Annotated in this window: 15 protein-coding genes; 8 read left to right on the top strand and 7 right to left on the bottom strand. The window is 50.8% G+C overall.

Going from position 1 to position 21,759, the window contains the following annotated elements; translation table 11 throughout:
* Window positions 1–162: 162 nt before the first annotated feature.
* From QZ311_RS07980 to QZ311_RS08010, 7 genes are all read left to right on the top strand, one after another.
* Complete coding sequence (locus QZ311_RS07980; RefSeq protein WP_297066441.1) at window positions 163–1,731, top strand: glycoside hydrolase 43 family protein; 1,569 nt, start codon at window positions 163–165, stop codon at window positions 1,729–1,731.
* A gap of 13 nt (window positions 1,732–1,744) precedes the next feature.
* Entirely contained in the window at window positions 1,745–3,067 is a 1,323-nt protein-coding gene (locus QZ311_RS07985) for an NAD(P)-dependent oxidoreductase (protein WP_297066443.1), read from the top strand.
* 279 nt (window positions 3,068–3,346) lie between these two features.
* Entirely contained in the window at window positions 3,347–3,958 is a 612-nt protein-coding gene (locus QZ311_RS07990; protein ID WP_297066445.1) for a YceD family protein, read from the top strand.
* A 95-nt stretch (window positions 3,959–4,053) separates the two neighbouring features.
* Window positions 4,054–4,239 carry a 50S ribosomal protein L32 gene (gene rpmF / locus QZ311_RS07995; RefSeq protein ID WP_107032267.1) on the top strand — a complete coding sequence of 62 codons (186 nt, stop codon included), beginning with the start codon at window positions 4,054–4,056 and terminating at the stop codon, window positions 4,237–4,239.
* A 177-nt stretch (window positions 4,240–4,416) separates the two neighbouring features.
* Window positions 4,417–5,400, top strand: a complete 984-nt coding sequence (locus tag QZ311_RS08000; RefSeq protein WP_297066448.1) for a beta-ketoacyl-ACP synthase III — start codon at window positions 4,417–4,419, stop codon at window positions 5,398–5,400.
* Between the two features lie 155 nt (window positions 5,401–5,555).
* Window positions 5,556–6,440: a GTPase Era gene (gene era / locus QZ311_RS08005; RefSeq protein WP_297066451.1), complete on the top strand. Its 885-nt coding sequence runs from the start codon at window positions 5,556–5,558 to the stop codon at window positions 6,438–6,440.
* 235 nt (window positions 6,441–6,675) lie between these two features.
* On the top strand, window positions 6,676–7,962 hold the full coding sequence (locus QZ311_RS08010) for an L-serine ammonia-lyase, iron-sulfur-dependent, subunit alpha (protein ID WP_297066454.1): 1,287 nt from the start codon (window positions 6,676–6,678) through the stop codon (window positions 7,960–7,962).
* A gap of 88 nt (window positions 7,963–8,050) precedes the next feature.
* Here the strand turns inward: QZ311_RS08010 and QZ311_RS08015 are convergent, their stop codons facing one another.
* The 4 genes from QZ311_RS08015 to QZ311_RS08030 all read right to left on the bottom strand — a co-directional run bounded on the left by QZ311_RS08015 (window position 8,051) and on the right by QZ311_RS08030 (window position 14,780).
* Window positions 8,051–9,220, bottom strand: coding sequence for a porin (locus QZ311_RS08015; RefSeq protein WP_297066457.1), 1,170 nt, complete (start codon window positions 9,218–9,220; stop codon window positions 8,051–8,053).
* A gap of 136 nt (window positions 9,221–9,356) precedes the next feature.
* Window positions 9,357–10,163 carry a phosphatase PAP2 family protein gene (locus QZ311_RS08020; RefSeq protein ID WP_297066565.1) on the bottom strand — a complete coding sequence of 269 codons (807 nt, stop codon included), beginning with the start codon at window positions 10,161–10,163 and terminating at the stop codon, window positions 9,357–9,359.
* A 285-nt stretch (window positions 10,164–10,448) separates the two neighbouring features.
* Complete coding sequence (gene glgP / locus QZ311_RS08025) at window positions 10,449–13,007, bottom strand: alpha-glucan family phosphorylase (RefSeq protein ID WP_297066460.1); 2,559 nt, start codon at window positions 13,005–13,007, stop codon at window positions 10,449–10,451.
* A gap of 42 nt (window positions 13,008–13,049) precedes the next feature.
* A complete protein-coding gene (locus tag QZ311_RS08030; protein WP_297066568.1) occupies window positions 13,050–14,780 on the bottom strand; it encodes a glycosyltransferase in 1,731 nt (576 codons plus the stop codon).
* Window positions 14,781–15,004: 224 nt separating this feature from the next.
* On the opposite strand from QZ311_RS08030, the gene QZ311_RS08035 reads away from it, so the two are divergent.
* Window positions 15,005–16,453, top strand: a complete 1,449-nt coding sequence (locus QZ311_RS08035) for a glycoside hydrolase family 28 protein (protein ID WP_297066463.1) — start codon at window positions 15,005–15,007, stop codon at window positions 16,451–16,453.
* 225 nt (window positions 16,454–16,678) lie between these two features.
* On the opposite strand, the gene QZ311_RS08040 is transcribed toward QZ311_RS08035, so the two are convergent.
* The 3 genes from QZ311_RS08040 to QZ311_RS08050 all read right to left on the bottom strand — a co-directional run bounded on the left by QZ311_RS08040 (window position 16,679) and on the right by QZ311_RS08050 (window position 21,750).
* Complete coding sequence (locus tag QZ311_RS08040) at window positions 16,679–18,652, bottom strand: alpha-L-arabinofuranosidase C-terminal domain-containing protein (RefSeq protein WP_297066466.1); 1,974 nt, start codon at window positions 18,650–18,652, stop codon at window positions 16,679–16,681.
* 296 nt (window positions 18,653–18,948) lie between these two features.
* Window positions 18,949–20,406, bottom strand: a complete 1,458-nt coding sequence (locus QZ311_RS08045) for a hypothetical protein (protein WP_289287609.1) — start codon at window positions 20,404–20,406, stop codon at window positions 18,949–18,951.
* Window positions 20,407–20,472: 66 nt separating this feature from the next.
* A complete protein-coding gene (locus tag QZ311_RS08050; RefSeq protein WP_288349366.1) occupies window positions 20,473–21,750 on the bottom strand; it encodes a SusE domain-containing protein in 1,278 nt (425 codons plus the stop codon).
* Window positions 21,751–21,759 lie beyond the last annotated feature (9 nt).

Here is a 21,759-nt window from a genome sequence, read left to right on the forward strand (position 1 = left end):
CCTTAGTAACTACTTCCTATTTTTATTTTTGCCCAAAACGTTTAGGACAATATTGAATTGTAACTGAAATGTCCCAAATAGAAGAAAAATCTGTGTAAATTTGCACCCGTCTATTGAGTAATGAACGTTCTGATGTTACGTAAAAGTATAATAATTTTAACCTTGATTCTTGGAATCACGGTTGCAGGTCGAGCGGCTGGTAACGAAGTGTCGCTTTCTTGGGGAGACATGGGGAACGGTACTTTTGCAAATCCTGTCCTCAATGCCGATTACTCAGACCTTGATGTAATCCGTGTGGGAGATAAATACTACATGACATGCTCTGAGTTCCATTTCATGGGTATGCCTATTCTTGAATCCGACGATATGGTCAACTGGCATATCATCGGGCAGGTATATGACAGCATAGGGCTTCCCGGATATGGAGACATGACGAAATATGCAGAGGGCACATGGGCGCCGGCATTGCGCTATCATGACGGTAAGTTCTGGATTTTTGTGTGTACGCCTGACGAAGGGCTTTTCATGACCACGGCTGAAAATCCCGCCGGACCGTGGAGTCCGTTGCATCTCGTAAAGGGAATTGCCAAGTGGGAGGACCCTTGTCCATTCTGGGATGACAACGGCGATGCCTATCTTGTGCGCAGCCGCCTCAGGGCGGGGCCTATAATCATCCATCGGATGAGCCCTGACGGCCGTGAGCTTCTTGATGACGGTGTGACCGTCTATAAAGGGCCAGTGGCCGAAGGCCCTAAAATGTTTAAAAAGGATGGTTACTATTACATCAGCATTCCTGAGGGTGGTGTAAGCAAAGGTTGGCAGACAGTTCTTCGTTCAAAGGATGTCTACGGGCCTTATGAGTCGCGCCGTGTACTCGAAAGGGGAAGTACGGATGTCAATGGTCCGCACCAAGGGTCGCTTGTCGAGACGCCCGACGGCAACTGGTGGTTCTATCATTTCCAGTCGGCCGGAACGCGAGGCCGTGTTGTCCATCTCCAGCCTGTGAAATGGATTGACGGTTTCCCTTTCATCGGAGAAGACTATGACGGCAATGGTGTAGGCGAGCCGGTGAAGATATGTCCTAAGCCATTGGCCGGATTTTCACGCCCGGATGTGCCTCAGACCTCCGACGAGTTCAACGACGGCAGACTCGGGATTCAGTGGCAGACCAACCACAATCCGGTTTATGAAAATATATCCTTCGGGCATCGTGACGGCTTTCTGACCATTGTCCCGATGGAGGCGCAGATGCTGCGAGCGGCGCGCAATCAGCTCACACAGAAAATCATGGGATTTCGTTCGGAAGCGGAAGTGTCGTTTGACATCTCCGACATGAAACCGGGCGACAGAAGCGGCCTTGAATGTCTCGGCAAGCAGTTTGTCGGAGGCGGAGTCATGGTTGAAGAGGTCGACGGACGTAGAGTCACGTCGGTTTATATGGAAAACGACAGCCTTGTGGTGTTCCGCAAGCCCTTTGAGGCGGCGGAGTCCGGCAAGGTGAATGTCCGTCTGTCGATTGACACTGTCGATGGTGATTTCCGTTTCAGCTATAGCCTTGACGGGAAAAACTATATGCCGCTCGGAGAAGCCTTTGAGATGAAAGAAGGATTCTGGAAAGGTGTCAGGACCGGCATCTATGCCTATTCGACAAACGAAAACTATGGAAAAACACACTTCGATTATTTCCGTTACCGTCACGACGGGCCGGAGTTATCATCGCAAAACGAATAATCAATTGTTGAAAATGAATAGAAAAATCAATGATTCAGCCTCCGACGACTACACGATGCTTGAGGCTATAGAGGAAGCGAAACGCTGTCTACACTGTAAAAACCCATTGTGCAAGAAGGGATGTCCCATAAGCAACGACATGCCCGAATGGATACGGGAACTATCTATGGGCAATCTCGGCAATGCAATGGCCATCATCAACGCGAAGAGCAATCTGCCGGCTGTCTGCGGCAGGGTCTGCGCCCACGAGCGCCAATGTGAGGGCAATTGCATCCTTAACAAGAAGAATGCCCACATCCACATCGGCAAGCTCGAACGCTTCGTTGCGGATTTCGACAGTTCGATGAATCTCACACGCGAGAATCTTGTCCCGAAGACACGTGGACGTGTGGCTGTCATCGGCAGTGGCCCGGCCGGCCTTACAGTAGCCGGCGAGCTTTCACGCAAGGGCTTCGATGTGGAGATTTTTGAGATGGAGCCGGAAGCCGGCGGTGTGCTCATGCTCGGCATTCCTGAATACCGTCTGCCTAAAGAGGTGGTACGTAACGAAATCAAAAAAATCTGTGAACTTGGGGTGCGTATCCACTGCAATGTCACCATTGGCAAAGATTTTACCGTCGATGACCTGTTTGAACAGGGCTTCGATGCAATTTTCATGGGCACGGGCACTGGTAAACCAAAGAAACTGTCGATTCCCGGAAAAGACTACGAAGGTGTCCGTCAGGCCATCTATTTCCTTCGTCGTGTGAGCCTTTATAATTCAGGCCTTATCAGCAGGGATGAAATCCCGGTGAAGGTAAACGACCGTGTGTTCGTCATCGGTTGCGGTAACACCGCTATGGATGCGGCACGTACGGCTCTGCGTATGGATGCCAAGGAAGTGACCGTCGTTTACCATAGGTCGATTGAGAATATGAGTGCCCTGAGAGCCGAGTATGACGATGCTGTCAAGGAGGGTGTCAAGTTTATGTGGAATTCCTCGATTACGGAAATCCGTGGCGAGGACGGAATCATAAAAGAAGTGACCATAAACCGCGAAGGCGATGAAATCGTCCTCCCGGCCGACAGGATTGTGATGGCTGTCGGCAGTCAGCCGGCAAGCCGTATCGTATCGACCACCGAGGGCATCAAGGTCGACGACAAGGGCTATGTCCTCACACGTGAGACACCCTATGGCATGACAAGCCGCAAGGGTGTGTTTGCCGGAGGCGATGTCACCAATCGTCCGGCGACAGTTGTCCATGCGATGCAGGATGCCCGTAAGGTTTCCGACGGCATAATGCAGTATGTCGACGCTCTCAAACTCATGACAGAAATCGACAGCAAGGAAATCTGAGGTCAGTCCGAGGCTGAGGCTGCGCAATGATTGCCGGCTGCGGCTTCGGGATAATGACCGTAGGCGTTAAAGCAGTCAGCGCGGCGTTACGTATGCCACGTCGATTCAGGTATTTTAACAATGGGCAGTGTGGCTGTCGGGTAAAAACCGGGGCCTCTCTGCTCATTGTTGTCCTTCGGAAAGGTCAGGTTTCATCGAAAATTGCTGTTTTGGCGCGTTTTGTTTTGATTTATGAAACTTTTTGACTACCTTTGCGCAGTTTTTTCAACCAATATTGTTGTGGGAAAATTTTCAGAATTCCGCCTCCAATTGAAAAACATCCCCGAAGGTGTTCAAGAGTTTGAATATCATCTCGGAAAGCAGTTTTTCGTGAACATGGAGAGCGCAGACATACATGATGCCGACCTTACGGTAAAGCTCACGGTGACTCACAAGCATGATATTTATAATCTTGCTTTCCATGTCGCCGGTACTGTCACGCTCATCTGTGACCGTTGTCTTGACGACCTCATCCATCCGATTGACGCTACGTATGACATCGCTGTTAAATATGGCGACGACTATTCGGAAACTGATGAACTTCTCATCATTCCTGAAAGCGATAATTGGCTGAATGTGTCGTATATGATTTTCGACACAGCATCGTTGGCCATCCCGGTCAAACACGTTCATCCGCTCGGCAAATGTAACCGTGCGATGAGCGCTTTGCTCCGCAAGCACCGCGCAACCAAGATTGACGATGAGGATGCCGAGCTGACCGACCAGCTTATGGACGAGATGGATTCGATGGATGTTGCTCCCGATGCTCCCGGAGAATCGCAGCAACCGGTCGACTCTCGTTGGGACGCACTGAAAAAACTTGCGACAGACGCATCCGAACCTGCCGACTGAAATTAGGACAGCCGAGACGGTTCAACCATACATAGAGAAAAATAATTTACGTGTTTTCACATTTCATCAAGCAAAACAAAAAATAATAATAAATCATGGCACATCCTAAACGCAAGCAATCAAAGACCCGTACAGCAAAGCGTCGTACACATGACAAGGCTGTAGTCCCCACTCTCGCCCTCTGCCCCAACTGCGGTTCATGGCATCTGTATCACACCGTATGCGGTGAATGCGGTTACTATCGCGGACGCATCGCCATCGAAAAGACAGCAGCAGTCTAAGCCAAGCCGGCTTTTACGCAATGAATCTCGCGCGGCTCAGGCAGACTTGCGGGATGAAATTATTGAACGGAGTGTTCAGAAAATATCAACCATCCGCGGGTCAGTCAGACTCGCGCATGGTTTATATTAATATGTAATGTCAGCTGACCTCCGGTAACTTTAAATCGAAATTTAGTTATGCTTCATGCACGAATTTCAGGATTGGCTTCCTATGCTCCTGACGACATTCTCGACAATGAAATGCTGTCGAAGATGGTCGACACAAACGATGAGTGGATCACCACTCGTGTAGGCATCAAGGAACGTCGAATCCTTCGCGAACCCGGTAAAGGTTCGTCATATCTTGGTATCAAGGCTGTCGAGAAACTTCTCGAACGCACCGGAACCAAGCCTGAGGAAGTTGACCTTCTCATATGCGCCACTTCCAATCCCGACTACCGCTTCCCTTCGACAGGATCGGTAATCGCTCACCAGCTTGGCCTCAAGAACGCATATGCCTACGACGTGCAGGCTGCATGCGCAGGATTCCTTGTGGCTCTTGAAGATGGTTCGGCCTATGTCCGTTCAGGTCTTCGCAAGAAGGTGGTAGTTGTTGCGGCTGAGAAGATGTCGTCGATGACCAACTATCAGGACCGCGCGACCTGCCCGCTGTTTGGCGACGGCGCCGGTGCGATGCTCCTCGAACCCACTGAGGATAACGTTGGTGTGATGGACGGTGTGTTCCACGTCGATGGCGAAGGCCTCGAACATCTCTGGATGCCGGCCGGTGGCTCTGTGTTGCCTGCTTCACACGAAACTGTCGACGCTCAGCAGCATTTCGTGATTCAGGACGGTCGCAATGTCTACAAAAACGCTGTGACCGACATGCTCGAATCATCGCTTGAAGTGATGAAGCGTAACGACCTTACAGTTGACAATATCGACTGGTTCGTTTCGCATCAGGCCAACCTCCGTATCATCGAGGCTGTAGGCTCTCGCCTCGGCATCGACACAAACAAGGTGCTTGTCAACATCGAGAAATACGGAAACACCTCGGCTGCTTCAGTTCCCCTCTGTCTTGATGAATATCAGGACCGTTTGAAGAAGGGTGACAAAATCATCCTCACTGCCTTCGGCGCAGGCTTCACTTGGGGCGCTATGTACATTATCTGGGATCTCTGATCAGAACCCTGACATTTTTGGAATGTGGCTCACCGTCATGACGGCGGAATCACCGCACTCTGTAATTATAAACGGAAATAGCATCTTTTCAGGTGCTATTTTTGTTTATAATTATAGTCAATAATTATAATCATCAAAACAGAAAAATCAGCGATATGGAACATAAAGCAGGATTTGTCAATATTGTCGGTAACCCGAATGTCGGGAAATCGACTCTAATGAACGACTTAGTAGGCGAACGTATAAGCATCATAACTTCCAAGGCTCAGACCACCCGCCACCGTATAATGGGCATCGTCAACACTCCTGACTACCAGATTGTGTTTTCCGACACACCCGGAGTGCTTCAGCCTAAATACAAGCTTCAGGAAAGCATGCTCAACTTCAGTGAGGGAGCGCTTGTTGATGCGGATGTGCTTATCTATGTCACCGATGTGGTCGAAGACCCCTCGAAGAATGCCGACTTTCTCGCGAAGGTTGCAAAAGAAAAGATGCCGGTGCTCCTCGTCATCAACAAGATTGATCTCGTAAAGGAACAGAAGGAACTTGAAGACCTCACCGAACGCTGGCGTGGCATTCTTCCGAATGCCGAAATCTTCCCGATTTCAGCCAAGGAGGGTTTCAACACCGACAATCTTCTCAAACGCATAGTGGAGCTTCTACCCGTGTCCGCACCATATTTCGGCAAGGACGCTCTGACCGACAAGCCTGCCCGCTTCTTCGTCACTGAAATCATCCGTGAGAAGATTCTGACTCTCTATGACAAGGAGATTCCTTATTCTGTCGAGGTCATTGTCGAGAAATTCGAGGAAAAAGAGAAGTCGATCCACATTATGGCCGTCATCTATGTCGAGAGGGATTCCCAGAAAGGCATCATCATCGGCCATCAGGGAAGCAAAATCAAGAAGGTCGGAATGGAAGCGCGCAAGGATATTGAAAAATTCTTTGACAAGAGTGTGTTCCTTGAGCTGTTTGTCAAAGTCGAGCCGAATTGGCGTAACCGCGAAAACAAGCTGCGCTCATTCGGATATATGGAATAAAATTGGCCTCAAAACGGTCTCGAAAAATAAGGGGAGGATACAGCTGTTGTGTCCTCCCCTGACTTTTCGGGCTGTGTCCCGGCAAAGTGTTACACTCCTGTTTAAATTTACGTTTTTGTAAATAACCATGCTTTTAAATTAGTCCTGTTTGCTTGTTTCGGAGATGTAAATGCCGTACCTTTGCCGACGTAACCTTAATTTTTAAATACCGATACATCTAATATTCACAGAAGATATGGTGAGTGAATCAAAAAGAGAGAAGATTATCGCGCTTATCAACCGCGAAGTTGTGCCGGCAATAGGGTGTACCGAACCTGTTGCAGTGGCTCTTTGTGTGGCCAAAGCCACTGAGCTTCTTGGTGTGCTTCCCGCACGCATCGAGGTCGCTCTGAGTGGAAATATGTTGAAAAACGCAATGGGTGTAGGGATTCCCGGAACAGGGATGATCGGGCTGCCCATCGCAATGGCTCTCGGTGCGCTCGTCGGAAAGTCGTCCTATGGACTTGAAGTGCTGAAGGATGTGACGCCGGAAGCTGTGGAGTTGGGCTCGCGCTATATTTCTGAAGGACGTATTGTGATTTCGCACGATGAAAAAGCCCCTTCAAAGCTCCACGTCGATGTCACTGTCACCGATGACGATGGTGGAAATACGGCGCGCGCGGTGATTTCGTGTGAACACACCCATTTCATCCTTCTCCAGAAAAACGGTGAGACTATTCTAAGCGAGGAGGCCACAGGCGACGCTGCCGAGAACTCTGACGACATTGCTCTTGACCTCGCCACCGTCTATGAATTCGCTACCGAGACACCTGTCGATGAGATTTCATTCATCCTTGAGGCGAAACGTCTGAACATGGCTGCGGCAGAGACGGCGCTTTCAGGTGACTACGGCCACTCGCTCGGTGCTACCATACGCAACTGCGGACTGAAATATTATGGTGATACTCCGGTCGAACATATGATTTCCTACACATCGGCCGCCTGCGACGCACGCATGGGCGGTGCACCTGTGGCCGTGATGTCAAACTCAGGCAGCGGTAATCAGGGAATCACAGCCACAATGCCGGTGGTCAGCTTTGCTGCCGATATGGAGGCCGGTGAGGAGCAGACCATACGCGCGCTTATCCTGAGCCATCTGACGAGCATTTACATCAAGCAGAGTCTCGGCCGCCTGTCGGCCCTCTGTGGATGCGTGGTTGCCTCTACCGGCGCATCGGCTGCCATAGTCTATCTGATGGGCGGAGGTTTCAGTGAAGTCTGTTCGGCCGTAAAGAATATGGTGGCGAATCTTACAGGCATGATTTGCGACGGCGCAAAACCCTCGTGCGCGCTTAAGATTTCGTCAGGTGTGTCGACCGCGATGATGTCGGCGATGCTTGCTATGAACGGAAAATGCGTATCGTCTGCCGAGGGCATAATCAGTGAGGATGTCGATGCGACAATCCACAATCTGACATCCATCGGACGTGAGGCTATGAACGAGACCGACCGTCTTGTCCTCCAGATAATGACTTCTAAATAATAGGCTTTTGAATAAAACGTTAAAATGGTTGCAGACGATTGTCCGTCTGCAACCATTTTAACGTTTTATCCGGAGGATTATGTAAGGGTTAGAAGATAATCTGCAAGCGCGCTTCAAGAATGTTTACGTGGCGCTTGGGAAGGAGATTTTCAACCTCCCTGTCGCGGACTGTGCTGTAGGAGTAGCGCAGACGGGCAAGCATCCAAGAGTTGATGTAGTAGTTGAACGTGCAGCTGATATCATTCATGATACCGCCTTTGATTCCGGCCTTGGAATCAGACGCATTTGTGTAGTTGTAGCCAAGCACGAATTCAAGCGAGCCCTTGGCCGGGGTTGCTACACCGGCATCGGCGTGTGAATAGGTGTACTGCGATCCGATGAGCAGTGTGCGTATCATTCCGTAGGCTCCTTGCGCGGTGTAGTTTCTGAAACCGTCCTTGCGTGCCACATTCATGTAGTAATACTGTGCTTCGAGAGCGAAATTGCTTTTGATAAGAAGAAGCTCGGGAGTCATCTTGAAGAGTCCGCGGGCATGGTCGATGCCTGCTGAGAGGACGGGCACTTTGGAAACACGGCTTGGGAAATTGGCTTTGTATTCAAATCCGGTGTGGTCAAATGCTGTCGGTGACGAATAGTTGAATGATGAGCCTATCTGCAACACATCGCCGTCGCTGTGCATAGGTCGCCATACGAGACGTGTCTGTGCGCCCCAGCCCTGTTTGCCCATCGCGGTGGCATTCTGAGTCATCGCTGCTGCTTCCGAGAACACGGATGTCCCTGCAAAGAATTTGTCTTTGTCATAGACCCACATCGCGGCGAGCAATCGGGGGTTGGCATAGAAGAACTCGTTTGAAGTGGGCTCTTCATAGGTCTGTTTCATTGACGAGCTCGTCTCTGAGTTCAGTCCCCACTGCGGGACGAAATAGCCGACACGGATAAGGTTGGCCGGATTGAAATCGTATTCGATATAGGTGTCTTTCAGACCGACCTTGCCGTATCCGAATCCTACATCGACTTTGGCTTTCCACTTGCCGTAGCTCGCCTTGACTCCGAGACGGAGGTCGGGGATGGCGACACCGTCGACAAATTTGGTGTCTTCTTCATCGTTCTGTATATTACCGTTGCCTCCCATGTAGACTGCACCGTCCATGAGGATTCGGCCTGTCGGTTTGACTGAAAGTTTCGGAGCGTCGTCGTCGGCCATTGAAGGGAGCGCGCATATTGTAGCTGCCAAAAGAGCAAATGTAATCTTTTTCATAATAGTCGTGTGTTTGTGTTTTTTCAGTAGTCAAAAAACAAAGATGAAAGTCCGGTGAAAAAAAGGAAGAGTTGTTGCGTTAGTGGTGAGGAGAGAGGATGGATGTGTTTTTACATTATTCCTGCTTTATGCCGGTTCAGTCTGAGGTGGTCTTTGTTGGGACGGGTGTGCCTTTTGCTACCTTGCCTTGTTTCTTAAGCTGTTTGAATTCGGCCTTGGCTTTTTCGAGCTGAGTCTGGAAGGCCGGGTCGGCGTGAAGTCGTGCGACTGTCACAGCGCCTGTGATACGTCCGGCATCGACATCGCTCTGGAAATGATAACCGCAGATGACGCGGCTTTCGCCCATCTCATATCCGCGTTTGAGGATTTCGTTCTGGCGCTCAGGATTAATCTCGGCGAGGACCAGTGCGGTTGCCCATCCGATGGAAGTATGGCCTGAGGGATATGATCCGTTGGTCGAGAGTTCTTCCTGCTGCTCGGGATTGCAGGTGTCCTCGGCATAGAATGAGAACGGACGCTGGCGGTTGTAGTAGTTTTTGGCTTCGCGTGTGCCGAGGTCACCGGCATCTTCACGCATTCCGACTACGAGTTTGAGGATTTCGGGGGTGTTTTCATCAATCTCCACTCCGAATGCTTCTGAAAAGGCTTCAGGGACTCCGTTGCCTTCAACCCGGGCATCGGTGACAGCCTGATCGCCGCGCGGGGTATTTCGCATGGTCTTTCCCCATGTGTAGCGTGCCTGATCGTTAAGGAAGGTGATTGAAGCGCCGTCAGGAGGAGGAGGAAGAAGAAGATAGCTGTTGGGGACATCACCTTCCTGAAGGAAGAAAACCTCAGGATTGGTGCGGTGGTCTTTTATCTTTTTTGCAGGGGTGGCATCCTGTGCAAACGAAAGAGTGGTGGCAACGGCAAAGAACAGTGCGCATGTCGCGTTGCGTAGCATTGAAACGTGTAGCTTCTCCATGTGAGAATTTGATTAAGAAAGTTAAAGAATTGATGTTTATATAGATTGTTCTGCCGTAGGGCTCAGCCTCGTTGTGGGGAGTGGCGGCGGATTATACTAAAATAACATGCCGTATTAAGGATAGTTTTCAAATTTTATATGTTGTTGAGCATATTTTGTGAATATCCGCAAATTTTGTTAAACATAGTGATAAAATAATATCCGCCTGACTCCATTTATATGGAATCAGGCGGATAATATCGGTTTAATTCTTAAATCTGTCGATTAGATCCAGCGTACGAATGCGAAGTCCTGACGGTGGGGGAGTTCGGCGTTGCTGGGGTAGAGACGGTAGCTGTAGCGGAACACGCCCGGATCGCGGAGCTTGTCGGCGAGCTGGAAGGTGACGATGTTGCCATCCTTTGACACTACCTTGAACGGCACGCTGCCCACGCGGCTTTCCTGATTGTCGTGAACCTTGTCGATGACGAGTTCGAGAGCGAGGTCGTCGGCCAGACCGTTGGCATCAATCTTGATGGTTGTGGTGAATGCCTCGCCACTGTTGGTGTGCTGGCTGAGGTCGCGGTCGGTGTTGACTTCGAGAACCTTGATACCGTCCCAAGCGGCTGCGACTTTTTCCTTCCAGGCAGCGATTTCCTTGGCAATCTTGAAGCTGTCGGCTGAAATCTTGTTGAAGCGCTTTGCCTCGGGTTCATAGAAACGGGCGATGTAGTCCTCGATCATGCGCTGCATGGTGTATTGCGGAGCGATGTGGCCGATCGAACGTTTGATATACTGAATCCATTCGGGAGAATAGCCCTTCGAGTTCTTGGCGAAGTAGAGGGGGATAATCTCGTTTTCGAGCATGGAGTAGATAGTTGCGGCATCGAGTTTGTCCTGCTGGCCCTGATCGGTGAACGTACGCTTGTCTGTGAGAGCCCAGCCGGCCTTCTCGTCGAGACGGTAGCCTTCATACCACCATCCGTCGAGCACTGAGAAGTTGAGCACGCCGTTCATTTCGGCCTTTTCGCCTGATGTACCGGATGCTTCGAGAGGACGGGTCGGGGTGTTGAGCCAGATGTCGACACCGGTCACGAGGCGCTTTGCAACGATCATGTTGTAGTCCTCAAGGAAGATGATCTTGCCTTGGAACTGAGGCATGCGAGAGATTTCGGTGATGCGCTTGATGAGGCCCTGACCTGCGCCGTCGGCGGGGTGTGCCTTACCTGAGAAGATGAACTGCACGGGGAACTGTTCGTTGTTCACGATGCGTGCAAGACGGTCGAGGTCGGTGAAGAGAAGGTGTGCGCGTTTGTAGGTGGCAAAACGGCGGGCGAAACCGATGATGAGTGCGTTGGGGTTGATGCGCTCAAGGATTTTGATTACAGCTGAGGGATCGCCTTGGTTAGCGAGCCACTTGGCCTTGAAATCACGCTTGACGAAATTGATGAATTTGTTTTTCATCGTCGTGCGCATGTCCCAGATTTCTTCATCTTTCACTCTGAAGATACCTTCCCATGCCTTGGGGTCGCTCTGGTGGTCAAACACCTGCTCGCCGAGCTTCTCGGAATAGAACGATTTCCATTCGCTTGCTGCCCATGTCGGCATGTGTACGCCGTTGGTCACGTAGCCTACGTGGCTTTCTTCCCAAGAGTAGCCCTTCCATACGCCGGCAAACATTTTCTTTGACACTTCTCCGTGAAGCCAGCTGACGCCGTTGGCTTCCTGACATGTGTTGAGGGCGAATACGCTCATTGAGAAACGGTCCTGACTGTCGGGGTTCTCGCGGCCCATGTTCATGAGGTCCTGCCAAGTGATGCCGAGACGAGCGGGGAATTCGTTGAGATATTTGTGGGCGAGACCTTCGTCGAAGTAGTCGTGGCCTGCGGGTACGGGAGTGTGGACGGTGTAGAGGCTTGACGAGCGCACGAGTTCGAGTGCGGTGGTGAAGTCGAGGCCTTTTTCAACGTAGTCGACGAGACGCTGGAGGTTGAGGAGCGCTGCGTGACCTTCGTTTGCGTGGTAGATGGTGTTGTGGATGCCGAGTTTCTTGAGAGCAAGGACACCGCCGATGCCGAGGAGATACTCCTGCTTGATGCGGTTTTCCCAGTCACCGCCATAGAGCTGGTGGGTGATGGGGCGGTCCCATTCGCTGTTCATGTCGAAGTCGGTGTCGAGAAGATAGAGCTTCATGCGGCCTACGTTCACGCGCCAGATGTGGCTGTAGATGATGCGGCCGGGGAAGGGAACTTCGAGAATCATCGGATGGCCGTTTCCGTCGGTCATCTGCTCGATGGGGAGCTGGTTGAAGTTCTGGGGCTCGTAGTTGGCAATCTGCTGTCCGTCGACGCTGAGCGACTGGGTGAAGTAGCCGTAGCGGTAGAGGAAGCCGATGGCTGTCATGTCGACACAGCTGTCGGACGCTTCCTTGATGTAGTCGCCGGCAAGAACGCCGAGACCACCGGAATAGATTTTCAGACAGTTGCAGAGGCCATATTCCATTGAGAAATAGGAAACAGATGGAATGTCTTTGCGCATTGGTTTCGACATGTAGTCGTTGAACATGTCAAACACCACTTTGATGCGTTCCATCATTTCATGGTCGTTCATGATTTCTTCGAGGCGCTCGTTGGAGAGCTGCTGGAGAAGCATCACGGGATTTTCGCCTGTTGCACGCCAGAGATCGGCGTCAAGATCGCGGAAAAGGTTTTTGGCTGCGCTGTTCCATACCCACCACAAGTTGCGTGAGATGGTTTCGAGAGGTTTCAATGCCTCAGGAAGCACGGATTTTACAGTAATGTCGCGCCAAACGGGGGCATTAGTTTTGCTTACTGGCAGTTTCATATTCTTTTTAGGTTATGTTTTCTTATTGGATAGCCTTTTTGATTATTTGTTTTTTGCAATTTTTACTCGTTGAGAGCCCTTGTCGAGTGCTATAGCATACGCACGGTCATAGTAGATCATGAATTTCGGCCACGCTGCCGCTGCTGCGGTGCGCATGGCTGCCTTGTGGATTTTCTTTGTCTCCTTTTCGTCAGCACAGGTCAGGTATTCGATTGAATGCGAGATGTTTTCAACCACATTGCGGTAATTGGAATCACCACGGCCGATGACGTTGACACCGCATTCGTCAAAATAGTTCTCGAATACTCTCAGCACCCACTGGCCGAATCCGGATAGGGATGTGGTGACAGTCGGGACTCCGAACGCTACACTTTCAAGCGGTGTGTAGCCCCACGGTTCATAGTAGGAGGGGAACACGGTTGCGTCGGCTCCCGGAAGAAGATCATAGTATGAGAGGTTGAATATGCCGTCGGTTGCGTTGAGGTAGCATGGGACATATATGACAGTCACACGCGGGTCGATGGCGGTTAATCCGAGCGAGTGGATGCGGCAGTTGACAGCATCAGAGTCCGGGTTGTTGAGCCAGTGGGTAAGCACCGGGTCGGCAAGTGGAGCTTCGTCGTTGACAAAGGGAGTGTCGTTCATTTCTGCCATTCTTCCGGCAAGGTCGCTGCGGGCTTCCTTGGGCCATGCGGGGACCATGACAAAAGCCAGCACGTTGCGGCAGAGACGGCGGTGTTTGAGTTCCTCACACATGTCAAGGAAAAGGTCGAGACCCTTGTTGCGGTATTCGCAACGTCCGCTGGTGATGACGATGAAGGTATTGTCGTCCATGCGTTTGCCTGTCAGGGCCGAGGCTACGGTCAGCATGCGGTCGCGCGCGGTTTTGCGTGCGGCCGGATATTTTGCCGGCGAGGGGACAAAGTTCTTTTCGAATCCGTTGGGTGTCACCACATCGGGACGGCGTTCAAGGAGCTGTTCGCATTCGATGGCCGTGATGTCGCTGACAGTAGTGAAAACGTCGGCAGCATGAGCCACGCACTTTTCAAGCGAATGCTTTGCTTCCATGTTGAGCTCAGCTGCCATCTGGTCACCGTTATAGCCTTTCATGTAGTCGTAGAGTGGCTTGTTGTTGCCACAGATGCTACGGCCGATGCTGGTTGCGTGGGTGGTGAATACGGTGGCTACCTGAGGAAGTTTCCATTTCACATAGAGAAGTCCCATTCCGGTTGTCCATTCGTCAAAGTGGGCCACCATACGTGGCTGATATTTCTTTGAGATACGTCCGGTCGGGGTAAGCTTCGAGCCATAACCGCTTGCAATTATCGATTCAATAACAATTCCTGAAGCGTGGGCAAACGCGCAGCCTTCGTCGTAGTCGCCATAGGCATTGAGCGAATTGACTCCGAATCGCTGCCACATTTCGCCATAGAATTCATCCTTTACGGCATACATACCGTCGAATTTTACAAGCACTGCTATGGGACGTCCGGGTATTTCCCAGCGGCCGACCCTGACATTCACTCCGTCAGGAAGTTTGGCATTTTTGGCCCATGCAGACAATCCGTCAACTTTACATTCTGTGAACCAAGGCGATGGATTTTCAGAACTCCATACGTCGGGTCCGATAAAAATTGTTTTGTCTTTGTAGAGCTTCTGAAGGGTTTTAGCCTTAGTGGACAGGACGGTATAAATGCCGCCAATCTTGTTACACACCTCCCAGCTGACCTCAAACAGGAGGTCGACCTGAGGTGTTGCAGGTATTGTGTCCATCATTCTTCTTAGATATTAACGATTTTGAGGCGCAAAGGTAAGCATTTTTTTGTAAATATCAGCAAGATACCGTGAAAATGACACAAGAATGCCATTTCAACGTAGTAAAAAGCCATCATCTTCCGGGTTTGCCGACCACTCTGCCCTCCTTTTTGTGTTTTCGGCAGATAATAGCTATATTTGCAAAGATTTTACAAAAAATAACAAAATAATAAATGAAATCCATGAAAAAATCAGTCATCGCACTTCTGCTTGCATGTGCGCTTGGTGGCGGAGGTTTCGCAGAGACGGCTTCTGCCCAGTCGCAATCTGCAAAAGAAAAGGCTGCCGCGCGCGACAAGGAATCGGCTAAGGCATGGGCCGAGCTTTATCCTGAAATCGAGAAGGCCATTCAGGCCCCGACTTTCCGCGATAAAGACTATCCTATTTTCAAATACGGTAAAAAATCTAATACCGAAGGTTATCTATATACAGAGCTTATCAATAAAGTTATCGACCGCTGTTCAAAGGAAGGCGGCGGCCGTGTGGTGATTCCGGCAGGAACTTGGCTGACAGGCCCTATCACGCTTAAGAGCAATGTGAATCTTCATCTTGAGGAGGGCGCTACGCTGCTGTTCACTTCCGACCTTAAGGAATATCCCATCGTGCGAACCCGCTGGGAAGGTGTCGACTGCTACAACTACCAGCCTATGGTCTATGCTTTCGAGCAGGAAAACATTGCCATCACCGGCAAGGGTACTCTCGACGGCGGAGGCAAGTTTGAAAACTGGTGGCGCATGTGTGGTGCACGTCATTTCGGTTGGGAAGAGGGCATCGTGTCGCAGAAAATCGGCCGTCCTATCCTTCTTGAATGGAACGAGAAGGGTGTTCCCGTCGAGCAGCGCCGCCTCGGCGACGGCTACGGCATGCGCGTGCAGCTCGTCAATCCGATGATGTGTAAGAATGTGCTCATCGAGGGTGTGACAATGCTCCGCTCTCCGTTCTGGGTGATTCATCCCGCTCTGTGCGACAATGTGATTGTACGCAACGTCCACGTCCAGAACGAAGGTCCTAACGGCGACGGCTGTGACCCTGATGCCTGCAAGAATGTGCTTATCGAAGGTTGCTATTTCGACACCGGCGACGACTGCATCGCAATCAAGAGCGGTCGTAACCGCGACGGTCGCGACGGCCGTCCGTCGGAAAACATCATCGTCCGCAACTGCCGCATGAAGAACGGTCATGGCGGTGTGGTGATCGGCAGCGAGATTTCAGGCGGCTATCGCAACCTCTTCGTCGAGAACTGTCAGATGGACTCTCCGCTCCTCGACCGTGTGATCCGTATCAAGACCAACAATTGCCGTGGCGGTATCATCGAGAATGTCTATGTCCGCAACGTAGAGGTCGGCGAATGTAAGGAAGCTGTCCTTAAAATCAATCTCATCTACGATCCGAAAGAAATCTGCAACCGTGCCTACGCTCCTATCGTGCGCAATGTCTATCTCGACAACGTGACTTGCAAGAAGAGCAAATATGGTGTGTATATCGACGCTTACGATGACCGTTGCAATGTCTATAACGTAGAAGTGAAGAATTCAAGCTTTGACGGTGTGCAGACCGGTGCGTTCCTTCTCAACGGTCAGGCTGCCGATGTCCGCTTCTCCAATCTCAAGATTAACGGCAACGCTATGTAAAAAAGCTTCTGACTCCCGGTGCTGTTTGGCATAGGGGTACAGAAATTCAGAAATAACAAAAATAACAGACTTTTTATTTTCTGTCATTTGGAGACGACGTTTATTCGCCATAACCAAGTGAACTGAATAAAAAAGTCTGTTATTTTTGTTATTTATGAATTTTTGTACCTCTTTTTTCTCCTTGAATTTACATTTCTGAATTTTTGTACCTCTCTCTTTCAGAGTTTATTTGAGGATATATACAGCGAATGTCTTTGCCGGGATTGTCACCGTGATGGAATTTCCTTCGACTGTCAGAGGAGTTTTGACAGGTATGATGCGGGTAGGATTGTCGAGGGTGTTTTCTGCATCAGGGCTGTCGGCCGAGAGGGCTATGGCATGACCGTCGCTGAGCTTACGCGCTTTTTTCATTCCGTCAAATTTCAGGGTCAGTTCGCGCGGCGAGTCGGAGGTATTGGCGACTTTTACGATGTATTCATTCGTTTTGTCATCAATTACGGCTGAGGCATAGAGTCCGTTCTGGCCTTCAGCCCCGGTGACGGGACGGCCGTCGAGTGTCAGCGGGAGCACGCGTGAGCCTTTGTATGTGGCGTAGAGCTGCTGCACATAGTAACTTGCGGTTGCGACGGAGTTGAGATTGTCAAACCATATCATGTCGGGACGCCACTGCCAGCCTTCGACGTGGGCGAAGAGCGGCGCGTAGGTGGCCATGTGTACGACATCGGCATTGCGTTCGAGACCTGTCATGAAGGCAGCTTCCATAAGGGCGGCGTTGAAGTGGTTGAACTTTTTGCCCTTGCCGTGGCAGGCATATTCGCCGGCGAAGACTTTCGGGCCTTTGCGGTCATAGCTGTCGTAGCGATCGGCTTGGGTAAGGAAGAACTCTTCGGGCTGATAGTAGTGCTCGTCGACGAGGTCGGCTTTGAGACGTTTCATCTCAGGCCACAGGTAGTCGAATTTGTCGCCTGCAGCGCTTGGCCCTGACGAGCCGACTATCTTGATTTCGGGATATTTCTTGCGTATGGCTTCGACGAAATATCGGAGGCGTTCGGGATATTCCGCTCCCCACTGTTCGTTGCCGATGGCAATGAATTTGAGATTGAAGGGTGACGGATGTCCCATGTCGGCACGCAGTTTTCCCCACTCGCTTTCGACCGGCCCGTTGGCAAACTCGATGAGGTCGAGAGCGTCGTCGATATATGGTTTCAGACTGTCGGTCGGGACATGCGCGCCCATGTCCTTGTTCTGATACTGGCACGCCAGTCCTACGCTGAGGACAGGGAGCGGTTCAGCTCCGATTTCCTCTGCAAGCCGGAAATATTCGAAAAATCCGAGTCCGTAGCTCTGGTAATAGTCTGGGAAGAAGCGGTGGCGGAAGGTGTAGTGCCATCGGTTTTCGTTGAGCGGACGGTTTTCGACCGGCCCGACACTGTTTTTCCATTGGTAGCGTGTCTGCAGGTCTGTGCCCTCTACTATACATCCGCCGGGGAAGCGCAGCAGTCCGGGATGGATGTCGGCGAGTTTCTGTGCAAGGTCTTTGCGCAGTCCGTTTTCATGCCCTTTCCATGTGTCGGCGGGGAAGAGCGACACGTGTTCGAGATCGCAGCCGTTGCCGGAGTCGAGGAAGACGCGCAGACGGCCTTTCGCCACAGTGGCCGACGGGGTGAGTGTGGCGGTGTAGCGTTTCCATTCCTTGGAGTCTATTTCAATAGTCTGTGAGGCCATGACCTGAGTCTCGCCCATCGAGGCCGGGTCGGTCAGTTCCACCCGTATTTTCGATTTTTTCCCGTCAGCTGGTGTGCGTGCCCATACGCTGAACCTGTATGTCTCTCCCTTGCGGAAGGCCACACCGAAGAAACCTTCGTTGCTGAGACCTGTCGATTTGTGCCCGTGGCCGGCAGGGGTAAGCCTGACGTAGTGCGGGTTGCGTTCAAATGGGCCGTCGTCTCTTACGGTCACATTTCCGAAACTTTCCCAGCCCATCAGTGACTGCGGGAATTCGAAGGAGCGGTTTTTGACCATTTCGGCGTAAAGTCCGCCGTCAGCGGCATAGTTAATGTCCTCAAAAAACAGTCCGTACATGGTTGGCTGCACTTCTGCTCCGGGTTTGTCGGTGCGGACTGTGAGCACTTGAGAGCCTGATGTGAGGGATGCACCGAATAAAAGCGCGGTGCTTATGAGTGTTGATTTTAAATTCATGGCTGGTTTATCGGTATTGTTTAAATCATTATCGGAATGCAAATTTAATATTTTTATCCGACGATTTGAAATACGTCATAAAAATATGGCCGCCCGGCATATCCGTGGTTAACGGTATTTGCCGGGCGGCGCTTCAGATTGAAATAAAGGGCGATTGGATGGTGCGTTGCACCAAGTATTAAGTGTTAAGTATTAAGTATTAAGTGTCAAGTGAAAGAAGATTAAGTCCTTAATACTTAATCTTCTTTCACTTGACACTTAATACTTAATACTTAATAAAATTTACACCGTAAATTTTACTTGATTGTTGCTGTGTAGGGGAGTGAGCTGAGGTCGAGGGTGATGGTCACTTCACCGGTGACAGGTGCTGTAATATTGGCTCCATCCATAGTCAGATTGTCAAGAGAACCTCCGAGATTGATGTTCCAGTCGTTGTTGGCTCGGAACTTGAATTCACCGTTGGTGAGCGTTGTCTTGAGAGTCCATGTGAGGAGATCCTCAGAGGGAGTCATTTTGGTTTCTTCGCTCCATCCGCCGACAGTTGCATCGCCGATGATGGCGATTGATTCAATCGGAGTGGTGGTGTAGGTGAGGGCAACGATGTCGGCGGTACACCAGTAGAGGCTGTTTCCGAAGGGTTCATTGTTCTGGGTTACATTCAGGTTGCCTGCGCCTCCGTCGGTCGAGAGCTTTCCTGCTTCGGCAAAACCGAAGTTGGTGTGATCCCAGTCGGGAGCCGATGTGAATTTGAATTCACCGTCGATATGGACATATCCCTGATAGTTCTTGTAATTATTGGTGTAGAGCATCTGTGATGCACCAGCGCTCCAGTTGTTGGCAGGACCGGGAGTCCAGAGGTTGTCGAAAGCATAAGCTATATCGTAGCTGTATAAACCGTCTTCGGGCTTAAGATTGACAGTGAGGAGGAATTTGCTTGCCTCGTTGATCATGCCGTAAGTGCCGAGTGACGTGTAGTCCTTGAGATAGCCGCTTTTTTCATCGGCGAGGTCAGCGTCGGGTGCGATTACGATACCTGAACCTGCAATGATGGTCGAACGGGGAACAATTGCCCATTCATAACCGCCGGCCGCTTGGTCAGGGCTGACTTCAATCATGCCTGAGAACGAGGGATCGTCGTAGGGACTGATGCCACTGTTGGTCATTTTTATAGCCTTGTCGATGTCGAGCGTGCCGTTAGTGCATGTGCCGACAATGTAATACTCCTCTTCGATTGTGAATTCAGGAGCGAACGGCGACATCGTGGCTGTCATGGGGCAGTAGTAGACGTTTTCATCGCCGAGACGCATATAATTGGATCCTTCGACCGCATAGGCTATATAACGGATGTGGGTTTCCTTGGATGCAGGGTCGAGAGTCTTCATAACTTCATGGAAGGCAGCGTCAAGGTCATCGGGATTGGCCATGAGCTGTGTTTCCTGAAGTTCTACGGGAAACTCTGCGGGAGTCGAGAATGCGTCTGTCGCAGCCATCTGGCCTACAAACTTGAGTTCATAGCCGGCTACAAGACTGTCGGATGCTGTGATCTCCGCGAGGGGAACAAGCGTGTCGCTGTTGTTTGCTTCGTCAAGGTTAATTGTGCCTGATACGATTGACGAAATGGTTAGATTGGCGGAATCGTAGATTGGTTCTTGCGGATTTGACTGGCCGGGAGGGTTGGGGAAGTCGAAGTCATTGTCGCAGGAGACAAGTCCGATGCCTATAGCAAATATGCCGAATAATACTGATTTTTTCATTATCGTTTTTCTGATTCTGATTTTTGTGACCCTGCCATCATTTTACCGATGGCAGGGAATTTAGATTTATTCAGTGGCGGATGATACAGTGAGCGTCGCAGGATCGGCTGTTGTATCAAGTGTGAAAGTGAGGTCACCGCCGCCCCAGTTGAATGTCCAGCAGCCTTCGCCGGTAACGCATTTGTAAGCGTCGCCGAGAGTCATTGTCAGGTCTGAACCTCCATTGTCTGACGAATATGGAGTGGCTCCCCAGCCGGTAAGTTCAGGATAAATTCTGAAATAAAGATCGCCGGCTGCAATGTTGAACGTATTGGTGTAGATACCTTCTCCTTCACGGTCGATAAGACGCCAGTTTGCATAGACAGCTGCGCTTGCTTCGCTTGGTTCTGCCCATCCTGCCATCGAGCCTACAAGATATACGTAGGTTTCTTTAACGAATTTACCTTCTTTGGCAGTGATTTTGGGAGCATCTGCATCGGTGAGGTCAAAGACGAATGTCACATCGCCACCGGCCCAGCTTTCATCGGTCTTCCAGTTGTTCTGGGTGTAGGTCGGGTCAAGCAAGATGTCGGTATTGCTGAAGTTGACCACAGAGCCGGCTGTTTGTGCGCCAAGTGAAGCGTTGGGAGCATCCCAGCCTGCGAGCTGAGTGTAGAATCGGAATTCCTGAGCGCCGGCAGGTATGTTCACAGAACCTTCAAATATTCCTGTTCCGACACCGGTCTCTTCGATAGCCCAGTTGGCATAGAGTTTGGCATTGGCTTCCGACGGTTCGGTCCAGCCTGTCGGAGCTCCGACAAAATAAACGAATCTGGGCACTTCCGGGAACGGATTGAACAGCTGCACCGCCTCAAGTACGATATTGTTGGACACGCACTGGCTTGAAGCGACGTTTGTAATCCACGCATGTGCGCGCATTGTAACCTTGACAGGGGCGATTCCTTCTTCTGGATACTGAGCAAAAGAGCTGACACCCATGAGCTTGCAAAGTGCTTCGTCGAGCTCTTTCGCATCAAGTTCGATTTTGGCCTGAGTCGGGACTTTGGGTGTTAAGGTCATGTAGTTTGCCTCGCCTCCTTCAGCTGTCGCCTCTACGAATTCATTGTCAAGAGTGACATCGACAGAATATTGGGTTGTGGTGGCTACACCGTAGTCGGGTTGTGATGTAGTGAGTGAGACAGTTCCTCCATCCTGAAGGATGTAGAGCTGATTGGCCATCGGAGGAGTGTTGAGAATAAAAGTAGCCGGCTCGGGAGCGTGGTAGATTGGCTCTTTGTCAGCCTCACACGATGTGAAAGCAGCGGCGGCTACCGCAAGAGATGCTAAAATATATAACTTTTTCATTGATGAAAC

This window comes from uncultured Duncaniella sp., assembly GCF_910578445.1.
Taxonomy (GTDB): Bacteria; Bacteroidota; Bacteroidia; order Bacteroidales; family Muribaculaceae; genus Duncaniella.